The following is a 12,739-nucleotide window of genomic DNA, read 5'->3' on the forward strand; positions in this document are numbered from 1 at the left end:
AAGGCCCTCGGGGGCGTTCAGTTCTCCTGATGGGACAGGCGAGGGCGCGTCAATCTATCCAGGTATCTTCATTGCAGCAGGATGCGGTGGCGCAGGAGGTCGAACCCGGCACGGCCGTGCATCTGCCGCATGATTCTCTTCGTTCGCGTGTTGACGCCTTCGGTTCGGCCGTTGTGATGCGGCAAGGTGATGCCGACGTTCACAGCCTCGCGGTCGAGATCGAGGCCGTTGGCGAAGCCGTACAGGTGGGGCAGGTTAGCGGCCCGGCCATCGGTGAGCCAGGCGGTGAGCATGGCGTCGTTGCCTGCGGCCGGGGTGAGGAGTTCAGCGAAAGCACGGACCAGGCGAGCGAGTTCGGTCATTTCGGGGCACGTGACCACGAGTTCCTGCAGCAACGTGGTGTCGGCGCACCTAGCCTGTCGGGGCGGGTGAGCAGGAGCCGAGCGAGACGGCGTGGTGTGATGACGGGCCGATCGCCCTCGGCTCGGCCCTGGGTGATGTAGCGGTAGAGCAGGTTGAGGCTGCCCGTGTAACCGAGTTCCTTGATCTCGCGGAACAGCTGGAGAACCGGGACGGCCGGCTCGGCGGCGCGCCGCTCCCGCAGGTGATCGCGGTAAGGGTCGACTAGGGTGGGCCGGTAGCGTGGAGCGCGGCGCAGAGCCTCGGACTGACGGGTGCGGGCGTAGCGCTTGACGGTGTTCAGGGACAGATTGAGACGGCGGGCGCATTCCAGCAGTCCAACGCCCTTGTCCAGCAGGTCGTGGATCTGCTGCCAGCGTTCGCGGGTGGTCTGCTCCTGGGCGCCGGCGGGCTGGGCCGGGTTGACCATGGCCCAGCAGGAGCTGTGGGAGCGGACCTCGGCGAGGGTCTTGTCGCAGAGGTTTTTCCACAGGTGCCACCTGTCACTGACCTGCACCGCATCGGGCAACGCTCTCCGTATCGCCTCGCCGTAGGCACCCGACCCGTCCCGGCAGACGATCTCCACTCCGGGGTGGGCACGCAGCCACGCCTCAAGAGCATCGGCGCCACGACCTGGGAGAACGTCGATGCGCTCGCCAGTATCGGCCTTCGTGAGAATGGTGGCGTATCGCTGGCGGCGCTTGAGAGCGAAGTCATCGACCCCGAGCACTCGGGGGATCCGCGGTGGCGGCAGCCGCATGAGCGGCCGCAGTGCCGTGGACCTCGACACCGGGACGTCCAGCGCCTGTGATAGACGAGCGCCTGCCCGGCCCGCGAGCCCTCTCACCACCGCTCCCAGCCGGCCGGTGAGCCTGTTGGTACGGCGCTGGTAGCGCTCCAGCAGCCCCTGCACCTGTTCACGGAACATCTGCCGTGGACACCCCAGCGCCGGGCAGACCAGGCGACGTACTCTCACCGACACCACCACTCCCCGCCCGTCGACCGGGACGTCCGTGACCGCCCGGCTGCAGAAGCCGTGCACACGGGAGGTCAGCATCCCGCACACCGGGCACGGCACAGGCTCATCCCGAGTGCGGGCCACGACCCGAATAAGGTCGTTCTCGTCCACCACATCCTCGATGACCAGGTCAGACAGCCCTGAGAACACCACGCCCACCAGATTGTTGATCTTCAGCACGTCTCAGGCTGGCAGGTGATCACTCAGCGCCACCACCGATTACGGGACAGACCCAAACTAACGGCGGATCTGATGATCAAGGGAGAGACACTTGATGTCCGACACCGCCGTGGAGTCGCCATCTATGAACGAACCGCTTGCCGAGTCGAATCGCTCGATCGCGGACGAGAAGCTGATCTCGATGCTCGTGGACCAAGCCCGCAGCGAGGGCCTGCAACTGATTGGCGAGGGCGGCCTGCTGCAGCAGCTGACCAAGCGGGTGCTGGAGTCCGCCTTGGAAGGTGAGATCACCGATCACCTCGGCTATGACAAGCACCACGCGGCAGGGAAGAACAGCGGTAACAGCGGCAACGGCAGCCGCGCCAAGACGGTACTGACCGACGTCGGCCCGGTGGAGGTGCGGGTGCAACGCGATGTGGCGGGCGCGTTCGAGCCCCAGCTGGTGCGCAAGCGGCAGCGCCGGCTGTCCGGGGTGGATGAGATGGTGTTGTCATTGTCGGCCAAGGGCCTGACTCATGGGGAGATCGCCGCGCATCTGGCCGAGGTGTACGAGACCCAGGTGTCCAAGCAGATGATCTCCACTATCCGCGGCACGCCGGACAGGCGAAGCCTCCGCCGGTTCTCCGATGGAGGTCTCGGTGTGAGCCTCAGAAGGTGCGGTCGGCGACCTTCACCCGGTGGCTCGCCTGCAACGCGGCGCGCAGCTTGTCGGCCGGCAGCGGCGCGGCGGGTGCCTGGAGGATGCGCTCGACCGGTACGTCGGGGTCGGCGAGGTAGATCTGGGTGTAGGCGCCGGACTCGGGCTCGAAGCGCCAGCTGCCGGCGAGGGTTCCGGCGTCGACGGTGTCGAAGCCGAGCCGCTCGATCAGCTGCGCGGCCCGGGCCTTGGCGCCGGGGTCGTCGCCGGCGATGGGCAGGGCGCTGCGGTCCGGGGCCCCGGCCGGCCGGGCGAGCAGGGGGATGTGGTGGGCCATGATGTTGTTGAAGACCTTGACCAGCAGGGCGCCAGACAGCACCTGCTGGGCCAGCTCGGTCGTGGTCACCTTCTCGGCGTCGAGTTCGGCGATCCGGCCGTCACGGAAGGGGTAGTAGTTGCCGGTGTCCAGAACGGTCCGGCCCCGCAGCAGTTCGGCGGGCACCGAGCTGTAGGCGGCCAGCGGGATGCTGAGGAGGGTTGCCTCGCCGGCGCGCGCGGCCTGCTCCACGGTGCCGGCTGTGGCTCGTGGCCCCAGTTCCTCGACCAGAGCTGCCAGGCTCTGCGGACCACGCGAGTTGGCGATCACCACGTCGATGTCCGCCGCCACCGCCAGCCGCGCGACCGCGGAGCCGATGTTTCCGCTTCCGATGATTCCCAGAGTCGGCATCGCCGATTCCTCCCTTTGCGTGGTGGCCGTCCCGCGCCATGCGCCCGGGAACGCCATAGGCCACCCCTGGCCACGTTAAGACCTCACATCAGTGTCAGAGGCAAGTCGGCGGCGCGCGGGGGACGCGACCGAGCGGCGCGGTGGCCTTGATCCTTTCCGATGGCGTGCGGACCATCCGCGCCGTCTAGGTGTGCGGGGAGCGTGGGTGCCGATTTGACGCCCGGCCGTCGCCATGTGGGCCGGGGGCTCACCGCTTGGACTTGCATGCTGAAACCGATCGGTTTACGGTGAGTGGAAACCGGTCGGTTTCTCGTCGTGGGGGCGAGTCCGAGAACGAAACTCACTGGGGGAGCGATGACTACCAGGCGCGACGCCGAGCAGCAGTCGCCGGATCCGAAGCTGCCGGCGAAGCTGGCTGGGCACCCGTCGGTGCAGGCCGTACTCGCCCGGCGCAGAGCCGGTGACATCGCGAGCCCGCCGGCGGTGATCGACGCGGCCTGGCTGCGCGAGCTGTGCCTGGCGGCCGGTGCGGACGACGCGGCCGCGGTCAGCCTGGATCACCCCGACCTGGCCGGCGAGCGCGAGCACGCGCTGGCCGCGTTGCCTGGCACCCGTACCCTGATCGCGATGGTGTCCCGGATGAACCGCGACAACTGCCGCTCCCCGGCCCGCAGCGTGGCCAACCAGGAGTTCCACCAGACCGACGAGCAGGCCAACCACGCCGCCCGCAGCGTCACCCAGGCACTGCAGGACGCCGGCTATCGCGCGCTCAATCCCTCGGTCGGCTTCCCCCAGGAGATGGACCGCTACCCTGGCCGGATCTGGGTGGTGGCGCACAAGACCGTCGCGGTGGCCGCGGGGCTCGGCGTGATGGGCCTGCACCGCAACGTCATCCACCCCAAGTTCGGTAGCTTCGTCCTGCTGGCCACCGTCCTGGTGGACGCCCAGGTGAGCGAGTACGGGCAGGCGCTGGATTACAACCCGTGCATCGACTGCAAGTTGTGCGTCGCCGCCTGCCCGGTCGGCGCCATCGGCAAGGACGGAGACTTCGACTTCTTCGCCTGCACCACGCATAACTACCGTGAGTTCATGAGCGGGTTCACCGACTGGGCGCAGACCGTGGCCGACAGCCAGGACGCCGCCGACTACCGCTCCCGGGTCACCGATTCCGAGAGCGCCTCGATGTGGCAGAGCCTGACCTCTCCTCCCGGCTACAAGTCCGGCTACTGCCTGGCCGTCTGCCCCGGCGGCGAGGACGTCCTGGGCCCGTACCTGGAGGACCGCAAGGCCTTCATGGACACCGTGCTGCGGCCGCTGCAGGACAAGAAGGAGACTCTGTACGTCCTGCCGGGCTCGCACGCGCAGGAATACGCCCAGCGCCGCTTCCCCCACAAGCCCGTCAAAGAAGTCACCGGCGGCTGGCAGCCCCCGGCGAAACGCCCCGCATCCTCCTGACCCGTGGTGGCCGCGCTGTTCGGGTTCGGTGTGACGGCCTGGTACGACCGCAAGGGGCTGCATCGCATACCCGCCGAGACCATTTCGTCCCGGCGCGCCCGGGAAACCGATCGGTTTTTAATTCGCTGGAATCGAGTTAACCTCGCTGTATGACTACCGACGTGAGGCCAAGTTCCCGAGAGCGGCTGCTGGAGGCGGCGGCCACGCTCACATACCGAGACGGTGTCGGCATCGGCATCGAGGCGCTGTGCAAGGCGGCGGGGGTGTCGAAGCGCTCCATGTACCAGCTGTTCGAGAGCAAGGACGAGCTGCTGGCGGCGAGCCTGGAGGAGCGCTCGGCCGCCTTCGTGGCGGGGCTTCTGCCCGCGGCGGGTGATGGCCGTTCGCCGCGCGAGCGGATCCTGCACGTCTTCGAGCAGGTGGAGGTGCAGGCGGGTGCGCCCGAGTTTCGGGGTTGTCAGTATCTGGCGGTGCAGATCGAGCTCAAGGATCAGAGCCACCCTGCGAGCCGGGTGGCGCACCGGGTCAAGGGGAACCTGACGGCTTTTTTCCGTACCGAGGCCGAGCAGGGTGGGGCGAGCGATCCGGACCTGCTGGCCCGGCAGCTCAGCGTGGTCTTCGACGGCGCCAGCGCTCGCGCGGGGATCGGAGCCGACAGTCTGACGGGGCTCATCGCGCCCACCGTGGCAACCCTGCTCGATGCGGCAGGCGTGCGCTGACCCGTTGCCCTTTTCGAGCAGGATGTGCCCTAGAAGGGGATGCGGTAGTCGGAGCAAGTCCCTGGCTCGAACGCCGACCCTCTGCTGGCGGACCAGCCTGGACGGAGCGTGACGCGGGATCGGCTTCCTCCTTGAGCTTACGCATGGAAACCGATCGGTTTACGGTGGTTGAAACCGATCGGTTTTCTGCTGAGCAAGGGAGTCCAGGATGGCGACGAATCGGCCGATGGCACTCGTGACGGTGCGTCATCCGGCATCGGAAAGGCGGCCGCGCTCGCGCTGGTCGAAGCGGGCTTCGACGTGGTCGGCACCAGCCGCGACACCTCGCGCGTCACCCTGCTCGACGGTGTGACCTTCGCCGACCTCGACGTGGCCAGTGACGAGTCGGTCATCGCCGTGGTCCAGCAGGTGATCGAGCGGTTCGGGCGAATCGACGTCCTGGTCAACAACGCCGGCATGGGCGCCATCGGTGCCGTTGAGGAGAGCTCCGTCGCGCAGGCCCAGGCCCTCTTCAACGTCAACGTCTTCGGTGTGATGCGCATGACCAAGGCCGTCCTGCCCCACATGCGCGCTCAAGGACACGGGCGCATCATCAACCTCTCCTCCGTGGTCGGCTTCCTGCCCTCGCCTTACATGGCCGCCTACGCCGCCTCCAAGCATGCGATCGAGGGCGGGCGCCACAGCCTTGGGGGAAGGCTGCGTTACCTCAAAGCGGGTTCGGGTGCTCCGCTGGTCCTGCTGCACACCGTGCGAACGCAGGCCGAGCACTTCCGCGGCCTCATCCCCTTGATCTCCGGCCGGTACACCGTGTACGCCCTCGATCTGCCGGGGATGGGCTACTCCGAGATCGTGCCTGGTGCGTCGTACCAGGAGCCGGCGATGCGCGCGGGCGTCGAACGGCTGCTCACCGAACTCGACCTCCATGACGTGACGCTGGTCGGGGAGTCCATGGGGCGGTGCTCGCCCTGAGCACCGCGGCCGATCTGCCGGAGCGCGTACGGCGCGTCGTTGCGGTGAATGCCTACGACTACCGCGGCGGAATCGCCCGGTCCAGTCTTCTCGCCCGTGTGGTGGTCGGCGGTGTCCTCACCCCGGTGGTGGGCCCGATGGTCGCCGGGGTGGAGCCCAAGCCCGCCCTCCGCAGGATCTTGCAGGGCGGCCTGGGCGACAAGTCCGCTTTGCGGGCGGACTACCGGAGGAAGAGCGGCGTTCGTGGCTCGGCGGGCTCGTCGCGGACTGGTCGCCGCAGCAGCGGGCCCACTGGATCGCCGCGCGGGTGCTGCAGCGGTCCGGCCTGCCGACGGTCGACATCCGGGGGGCCATGTTCGTCGAGAACCCCCTGATGACCTGGCTGGCGCTGGAGCCGCTGGGCAACGGGGAGCTGCGCCTGCCCTTCGGCGACCACCGGCTCGCGCCCATCGCGGGTTACGACGTGGCGGAGGTGTGCGCGAAGATCCTGGCCGACCCGGCGCCGCACATCTCCAAGTCCTACGAGCTCAACGGCCCGGAACTGAAGGACATGTACGTGTGCCGAGCGGGCGACTCACGTCCTGACCGGCCCCACGCCCCACTGCGCAGGTCCCAGAACCGCCTGACCTGCGCGGGCTCCGCACCCTGCCGGACGGGCACAGGATGCAATGTGCGGCATCGGCAGGTCGGCGCACAACCTCAGACCGCCATTCGTGACCGTCCTGAAATCTGGCGATAACACCTTCATAACGTCCCATCTACACGTGTTGCTCCTACGGAATCCGTAGCCGAATACTGCATCAACACGAGTAGATGGGACTTCCGTAGTGGTCACACGCCGCGATGTGGCGCGGCTGGCCGGCACCTCAGAGGCTGTCGTCAGCTACGTGCTCAACAACGGGCCGAGGAATGTCGCGCCGCCCACCCGCGAACGGGTGCTGCGCGCGATCGACGAGCTCGGCTACCGGCCGAACGCCGTCGCACGCTCGTTGCGCACCAGCCGTACGCACACGATCGGGCTTGTCGTCCCCGACAACGCCAACCCCTTCTTCGCCGAGCTGGCCCGCGAGATCGAGGACGTCGCCTTCGAGCACGGCCTGACGCTGCTGCTCGGCAACGCGATGGACGACGACGATCGCGAGGCCGCCTACGTGCGGACCCTGATCGACCGCCAGGTGGATGGGTTGATCCTGATTCCCGCCCACGGCCCGCACGCCTGGCGGTCTCAGCTCGCCGCTTCCCGGGTGCCGTGCATCGTGCTCGACCGCGAGCTCGACGACACCCCGGCGAGCCACCTGCTTCTCGACAACGAGGGCGGCGCGTACGAGGCGACCGGCCACCTGCTCGCGCACGGGCAGCGGCGTATCGGCTGCGTGGCGGGACCGAAGGACATCCATCCTACCGTCGAGCGGGTCGCCGGCTGGTCGCGGGCGCTGGCCGAAGCCGGCCTCGATCCAGCCTCCATGCCGCTGGTCCACGGTCCGTTCGGGCGGCGGCAGGGCTACCTCGGCGGCCACCAGCTCCTGTCAATGGAGGACCGGCCCACCGCGCTCTTCGTGACCAGCGACGAGCAGGCGATCGGCGTCATGCGCGCCGCGGCCGAGCTGGGGCTGAGCGTGCCCGGCGACGTCGCGCTGTGCTCGTTCGACGGCATCGCCGCCTCCTCCTACACCGTGCCCGCGCTCAGCACCATGCGCCAGCCGATCGAAGTACTGGGCAGGCGCGCAGTGGAGCTGCTGGTGGCACAGATCGGTGACTCATCGGGAGGCGAGCGGGTCGTCCTGTCAGCCGCCCTGATCAGGCGCGGCTCCTGTGGCTGCCCCGACCCGGTCGGCGGGGTCGACGATGCGTGAGCCGGAGCTGGTCGTCGTCGGCAGCCTCAACATGGATCTCACGGTTCCGGTGACGCGCCTGCCCGGCCGGGGCGAGACGGTCGCGGGCGCCGCCGCGGTGCGGGCCGCCGGAGGCAAGGGCGCCAACCAGGCGGTGGCCGCCGCCCGGCTGGGCGCGCGGGTTCGCCTGGTGGGCCAGGTCGGCGACGACGCGCTGGGCGGCGAGCTGCTCGCCGCCGTGGCGCGCGAGGGCGTGGACGTCTCAGGTGTACGGCGGGCGCCCGCCGCCACCGGGCTGGCGATGATCGTCGTCGAGGACGGTGGCGAGAACATGATCACTGTCGCCAGGGGCGCCAACGGACTGCTCCGCCTCACCGACCTCGACCTCGCCGGCGCCGGCGCGCTCCTGCTGCAGCTGGAGATCCCGGTGGCCGCCTGCCTCGCCGCCGCCCGGCAGGCCAGGGCGCACGGTGTGCCGGTGATCCTCAACGCCGCGCCGTACACGCGGGGTCTTGACGAGCTGCTCACCCAGGTGGACCTGCTGATCGTCAACGAGGGCGAGGCCGCCGCCCTGTGCGGCGGCACCGACCCCGCCGCGCTGCTCGCGCTCGGGCCGCGCGCCGCGGTGGTGACGCTGGGCGAGCGCGGGGCGCGCGGCCAGGACGCCTCCGGCGTCTGCCAGGTGCCCTCCTTCCCCGTGCACGCGGTGGACGCGGTCGGCGCGGGGGACACCTTCTGCGCGCAGCTCGCGCTCTCTTACGCGGCCGGCCTGCCCCTCGACCAGGCGCTACGGCGGGCCTGCGCGGCCGGCGCGCTGGCCACCACCGGCCACGGAGCCCAAACCGCCATGCCCACCGGCGACCAAGTGGAAAGGCTGCTCGCCCATGCGTCATGACGGCCTCTGGCATCCCCGTCTGCTGCACATCCTGTCCGCGGCGGGACACACCGACCTCATCGTGGTGGCCGACCCCGGCCTGCCCGTCCCGCCCGGCGTCGAGACGGTCGACCTCGTCTGGCGCAGGGGCGAGCCTGCCTTCCTGCCCGTACTGGAAGCGGTGCTCGGCGAGCTCGTCGTCGAGACCGCCTACGTCGCCGAGGAGTCGCCGCCCGGCTTCCTCGATGGCGTGCTGACAAGAACAGAACGCATCCCCCACACCCATCTCAAAAAGCTCACCGGCCGGGCCCGCGCAGTCGTGCGGACCGGCGAGGCGACGCCGTACGCGAACGTCGTCCTCCAAGCGGGCGTTCCCTTCTGAAGGAGAAACACCACATGAACAAGAAGATCATCGTCGTGGCCGGTCTGGCACTCGCGCTGACCGCCTGCGGCAAGGAGGGCGGCACCACCGCCCAGCCCGCCGCCGCGCCCAAGCCCGGTGAGAAGCCGAGCGTCTGCCTGGTGATGAAGTCGCTGGCCAACGAGTTCTTCCAGCAGATGCAGAAGGGCGCTCAGGAGCACGCCGCCAAGCGCGGCGACCTCACGCTCAGCGTGGTCGGCATCCAGAACGAGACCGACATCGACAACCAGGTCGCCGCCGTCGAGAAGTGCGTCACCCAGCAGGCCAAGGCGGTCGTGATCGCCCCCGCCGACTCGCGCGCGCTGATCGCGCCGATCAAGCGCGCCGTCGACGCGGGCGTGAAGGTGGTCAACATCGACGTCCAGCTCGACGAGGGCGCGATGAAGGCCGCCGGCATCGGCGACAAGGTGCCCTTCGTCGGCCCCGACAACCGCGAGGGCGCCAAGCAGTCGGGCATGGAGCTGGCCAAGGCCGTCGGCAAGGGCGCCGAGGTCGTCATCCTGGAGGGCAACCCCGGCGCGGCCAACGCCGCCCAGCGCAAGGCCGGCTTCGAGGACGCGATCAAGGCGGGCGGGCTCAAGCTCGTCGACTCCAAGACCGCGCACTGGGAGACCGACGAGGCGCACACCGTCTTCGGCAACATGCTCACCGGGCACCCGAACATCAAGGGCGTGCTGGCCGGCAACGACAACATGGCGCTCGGCGCGCTGAAGGCGATCGAGGAGCAGGGCAAGAAGGATCAGATCAAGATCGCCGCGTTCGACAACATCCCGGCCATCGCCCAGTACGTCAAGGACGGCACCGTCGTGTCCACCCTGGACCAGTACGGGGCGCAGCAGGCCTCCAACGGCATCGACTACGCCATGAAGATGATCGCCGGCGAGAACTTCAGCGGCTGGCAGAAGACCGAGATCAAGCTCATCACGAAGGACAACGTCGGATGATGACCGTCAGCGGCCTCGTCAAGCGCTTCCCCGGTGTGGTGGCGCTCGACGGGGTCGACCTCGACATCCGCGCGGGCGAGATCCACGCCCTCGTGGGGGAGAACGGCGCGGGCAAGTCCACGCTGGTCAAGGCCCTGGCCGGGATCCACGCGCCGGACGGCGGCACGATGACCTTCGACGGCGCGCCGTACACCCCCGCCGGCGCGGCCGACGCTCTGGCCGCCGGGATCTCGGTGGTCCACCAGGAGCTGGCGCTGCTGCCGTACCTCACCGTGGCGGAGAACCTTTTCCTGCGCGCACTGCCGCGCACGGCGGGCGTCGTCGACAGGAAGCGGCTGCGCGCGGACGCCGCGCGGCTGCTGGCCGAGATCGGTCTGGAGGTCTCGCCCGACACCCTGGTCGAGCGGCTCGGCATCGCACAGATGCAGCTGGTGGAGATCGCGAAGGCGATCTCCACCGACTGCAAACTGCTGATCATGGACGAGCCGACCGCGACGCTCACCTCGCGCGAGTCGGGACGCCTGTTCGGCATCCTGCGGGCGCTGCGCGAGCGCGGCGTGGCCATCGTCTACATCTCCCACCACCTCCAGGAGGTGCTGGAGCTGGCCGACCGGGTCACCGTGCTGCGCAACGGGCGCAGCATCGAGACCCGCGAGATGGCCGGCGTGACCGCGCCCGACCTGGTCAGGTCGATGGTGGGGCGCGACCTGGCGCAGGAGTTCCCGGCCAAGCCACCGACGGCGCCGGGCGAGGTGGCGCTGAAGGTGCGCGATCTCAAGGTCGCGGGCTTCGAAGGGCCGCTCTCCTTCTCGGTACGGCGCGGCGAGGTCGTGGGCCTGGCCGGGCTGGTCGGCTCCGGCCGTACCGAGGCGATGCGCGCGATCTTCGGCGCTGACCCCGCCTTGTCAGAAAATATCGAGCTTTACGGCAAGAAGGTGCACATCCGGCACCCCCAGGACGCGGTACGGCACGGCATCAGCCTGCTCACCGAGGACCGCAAGTCGCAGGGCCTGGTCCTCGACCTGCCGATCAGCGCCAACGTCACGCTCGCCAAGCTGCGCGGCTTCCTGGTGCGCTTCGGCCGGGAACGCTCGCTCGCCGAGGACCTCGGCCGGCGCCTGCACCTGCGCTCCGCGGGCGTCGACCAGCACGTGCGCACCCTGTCGGGCGGCAACCAGCAGAAGGTCGTGCTGGCCAAGTGGCTCAACGCCGGATCCGACATCCTGATCGTGGACGAGCCCACCCGCGGCATCGACGTCGGCGCCAAGTACGAGATCCACGAACTGCTGCTCGGCCTGGCCGCGGAGGGCAAGGCCCTGCTCGTCGTCTCCTCGGACCTGCCGGAGCTGATGGGCATCTGCGACCGCCTCCTGGTCTTCTCCCGCGGCAAGATCGCCGGCGAGGTCGCCCGGGCTGACTTCGACGCCGAGCACATCCTCACGCTGGCCTACTCGGGCTACCTCAAGAACGGTGAAACACAATGATCAAAAGGCTCGTGCTCGGCGAGGCCGGTATCGGCGTCGCCCTGGTGCTGCTCGCGGGCTTCTTCGTCATCGCCGCCCCGAGCTTCGCGACCGAGCAGAACCTGCGCAACATCATGACCCAGATCACGCTGAACACCGTGCTCGCCGTGGGCATGACGTTCGTGATCCTGGTCGGCGGCATCGACCTGTCGGTCGGCTCGGCGATGGCGCTGTGCGCGGTCGTGTCGGGCACCATGATGGCCGGATCCGGCTCCGACCTGACGCTGGTCGGCGGGATCCTGGTGAGCGTGCTCGTCGGCGGCGTGGTCGGCTGGGTCAACGGGTTCGTGTCAGAACAGTGGCGGGTACCGTCGTTCATCGTCACCCTGGCCATGCTCAACATCGCGCGCGGCGGCGCCGAGCGGTACACCGACGCGGCCACCATCTACAACCTGCCCGCCGCGCTCAACGACTTCGGCACTCTCACGCTCGTGGGCATCCCCGCCGTGTTCTGGGTGGCGCTGCTGCTGGCAGGGGCCGGCTGGTTCGTGCTGTCGCGCACCGTCTTCGGGCGGCTGATCTACGCCACCGGCAACAACGAGGAAGCCGTCCGCCTGTCCGGCCACAAGACCTCCCGCATCAAGATCGCCGCCTTCATGATCGCCGGATTGACCGTGGGCATCGCGGCCATCCTGTACATGGCCAGGCTCAACATCGCCAGCCCCATCCTGGGCCAGGGCTACGAGCTCAACGCGATCGCCGCCGTGGTCATCGGCGGAGCCAGCCTGATGGGCGGGCGCGGCTCCATGGTCGGTACGTTCCTCGGGGCGTGCCTGCTCGGCGTGCTCACCAACGGGCTGCTGCTCATGGGCGTCTCCGACTTCGAACGGCAGATCATCACCGGGCTGGTGATCCTGGTCGCCGTGGTGCTGGACGCGTACCGGCTGCGCCTGGCCCGCAAGCTGGCCGTCGCCCAGCCCGCGCAGGCACTCACACCGGCGATGACCCCCTCCTGACCATCGACCAGCCCGGCGGGCGGCGATGTGGCCGCGGAATGCCATCGGGCGGGATCGTACGGCGCCGTCCGATCCCGCCCGGCCC

General features: G+C 69.2%; 12 protein-coding genes and 2 pseudogenes. 12 read left to right on the forward strand and 2 right to left on the reverse strand.

Annotated features, from left to right (window positions below):
- Window positions 1-68: 68 nt before the first annotated feature.
- Window positions 69-1,597 (reverse strand): annotated as a pseudogene (locus LDL49_RS34775) (ISL3 family transposase).
- A gap of 181 nt (window positions 1,598-1,778) precedes the next feature.
- Between LDL49_RS34775 and LDL49_RS34780 the strand changes: the two are divergent.
- Window positions 1,779-2,183, forward strand: a pseudogene (locus tag LDL49_RS34780) (transposase); the annotation flags it as partial.
- Window positions 2,184-2,244: 61 nt separating this feature from the next.
- On the opposite strand, the gene LDL49_RS34785 reads toward LDL49_RS34780, so the two are convergent.
- The gene (locus LDL49_RS34785) at window positions 2,245-3,018 is read right to left on the reverse strand and encodes an NADPH-dependent F420 reductase (protein ID WP_225297551.1); all 774 of its coding nucleotides are present in this window, start codon (window positions 3,016-3,018) and stop codon (window positions 2,245-2,247) included.
- A gap of 297 nt (window positions 3,019-3,315) precedes the next feature.
- Here LDL49_RS34785 and LDL49_RS34790 point away from each other — a divergent pair, with 297 nt between their 5' ends.
- From LDL49_RS34790 to LDL49_RS34840, 11 genes are all read left to right on the forward strand, one after another.
- On the forward strand, window positions 3,316-4,416 hold the full coding sequence (locus LDL49_RS34790; protein ID WP_225297554.1) for a 4Fe-4S binding protein: 1,101 nt from the start codon (window positions 3,316-3,318) through the stop codon (window positions 4,414-4,416).
- 3 nt (window positions 4,417-4,419) lie between these two features.
- Window positions 4,420-4,569, forward strand: coding sequence for a hypothetical protein (locus LDL49_RS34795; protein WP_225297556.1), 150 nt, complete (start codon window positions 4,420-4,422; stop codon window positions 4,567-4,569).
- Window positions 4,566-5,135, forward strand: a complete 570-nt coding sequence (locus LDL49_RS34800; protein WP_225297558.1) for a TetR/AcrR family transcriptional regulator — start codon at window positions 4,566-4,568, stop codon at window positions 5,133-5,135. Before LDL49_RS34795 ends, LDL49_RS34800 begins: the two co-directional genes overlap by 4 nt.
- Window positions 5,136-5,303: 168 nt before the next feature.
- Complete coding sequence (locus LDL49_RS34805) at window positions 5,304-6,104, forward strand: SDR family NAD(P)-dependent oxidoreductase (RefSeq protein WP_225297560.1); 801 nt, start codon at window positions 5,304-5,306, stop codon at window positions 6,102-6,104.
- A 307-nt stretch (window positions 6,105-6,411) separates the two neighbouring features.
- Window positions 6,412-6,843: a Rossmann-fold NAD(P)-binding domain-containing protein gene (locus LDL49_RS34810; RefSeq protein ID WP_225297562.1), complete on the forward strand. Its 432-nt coding sequence runs from the start codon at window positions 6,412-6,414 to the stop codon at window positions 6,841-6,843.
- Window positions 6,844-6,931: 88 nt separating this feature from the next.
- Window positions 6,932-7,957 carry a LacI family DNA-binding transcriptional regulator gene (locus LDL49_RS34815; protein WP_225297564.1) on the forward strand — a complete coding sequence of 342 codons (1,026 nt, stop codon included), beginning with the start codon at window positions 6,932-6,934 and terminating at the stop codon, window positions 7,955-7,957.
- Window positions 7,950-8,831, forward strand: a complete 882-nt coding sequence (locus LDL49_RS34820) for a ribokinase (protein WP_225297566.1) — start codon at window positions 7,950-7,952, stop codon at window positions 8,829-8,831. Before LDL49_RS34815 ends, LDL49_RS34820 begins: the two co-directional genes overlap by 8 nt.
- On the forward strand, window positions 8,821-9,192 hold the full coding sequence (locus LDL49_RS34825; RefSeq protein WP_225297568.1) for an RbsD/FucU domain-containing protein: 372 nt from the start codon (window positions 8,821-8,823) through the stop codon (window positions 9,190-9,192). The genes LDL49_RS34820 and LDL49_RS34825 overlap by 11 nt, the downstream gene beginning before the upstream one ends.
- A gap of 14 nt (window positions 9,193-9,206) precedes the next feature.
- On the forward strand, window positions 9,207-10,175 hold the full coding sequence (locus LDL49_RS34830; RefSeq protein ID WP_225297570.1) for a sugar ABC transporter substrate-binding protein: 969 nt from the start codon (window positions 9,207-9,209) through the stop codon (window positions 10,173-10,175).
- Window positions 10,172-11,659, forward strand: coding sequence for a sugar ABC transporter ATP-binding protein (locus LDL49_RS34835; RefSeq protein ID WP_225297572.1), 1,488 nt, complete (start codon window positions 10,172-10,174; stop codon window positions 11,657-11,659). The genes LDL49_RS34830 and LDL49_RS34835 overlap by 4 nt, the downstream gene beginning before the upstream one ends.
- Window positions 11,656-12,654, forward strand: a complete 999-nt coding sequence (locus LDL49_RS34840) for an ABC transporter permease (RefSeq protein ID WP_225297574.1) — start codon at window positions 11,656-11,658, stop codon at window positions 12,652-12,654. The genes LDL49_RS34835 and LDL49_RS34840 overlap by 4 nt, the downstream gene beginning before the upstream one ends.
- Window positions 12,655-12,739 lie beyond the last annotated feature (85 nt).

It is taken from the genome of Nonomuraea aurantiaca (genome assembly GCF_020215705.1).
GTDB classification, from domain to species: Bacteria; Actinomycetota; Actinomycetes; order Streptosporangiales; family Streptosporangiaceae; genus Nonomuraea; species Nonomuraea aurantiaca.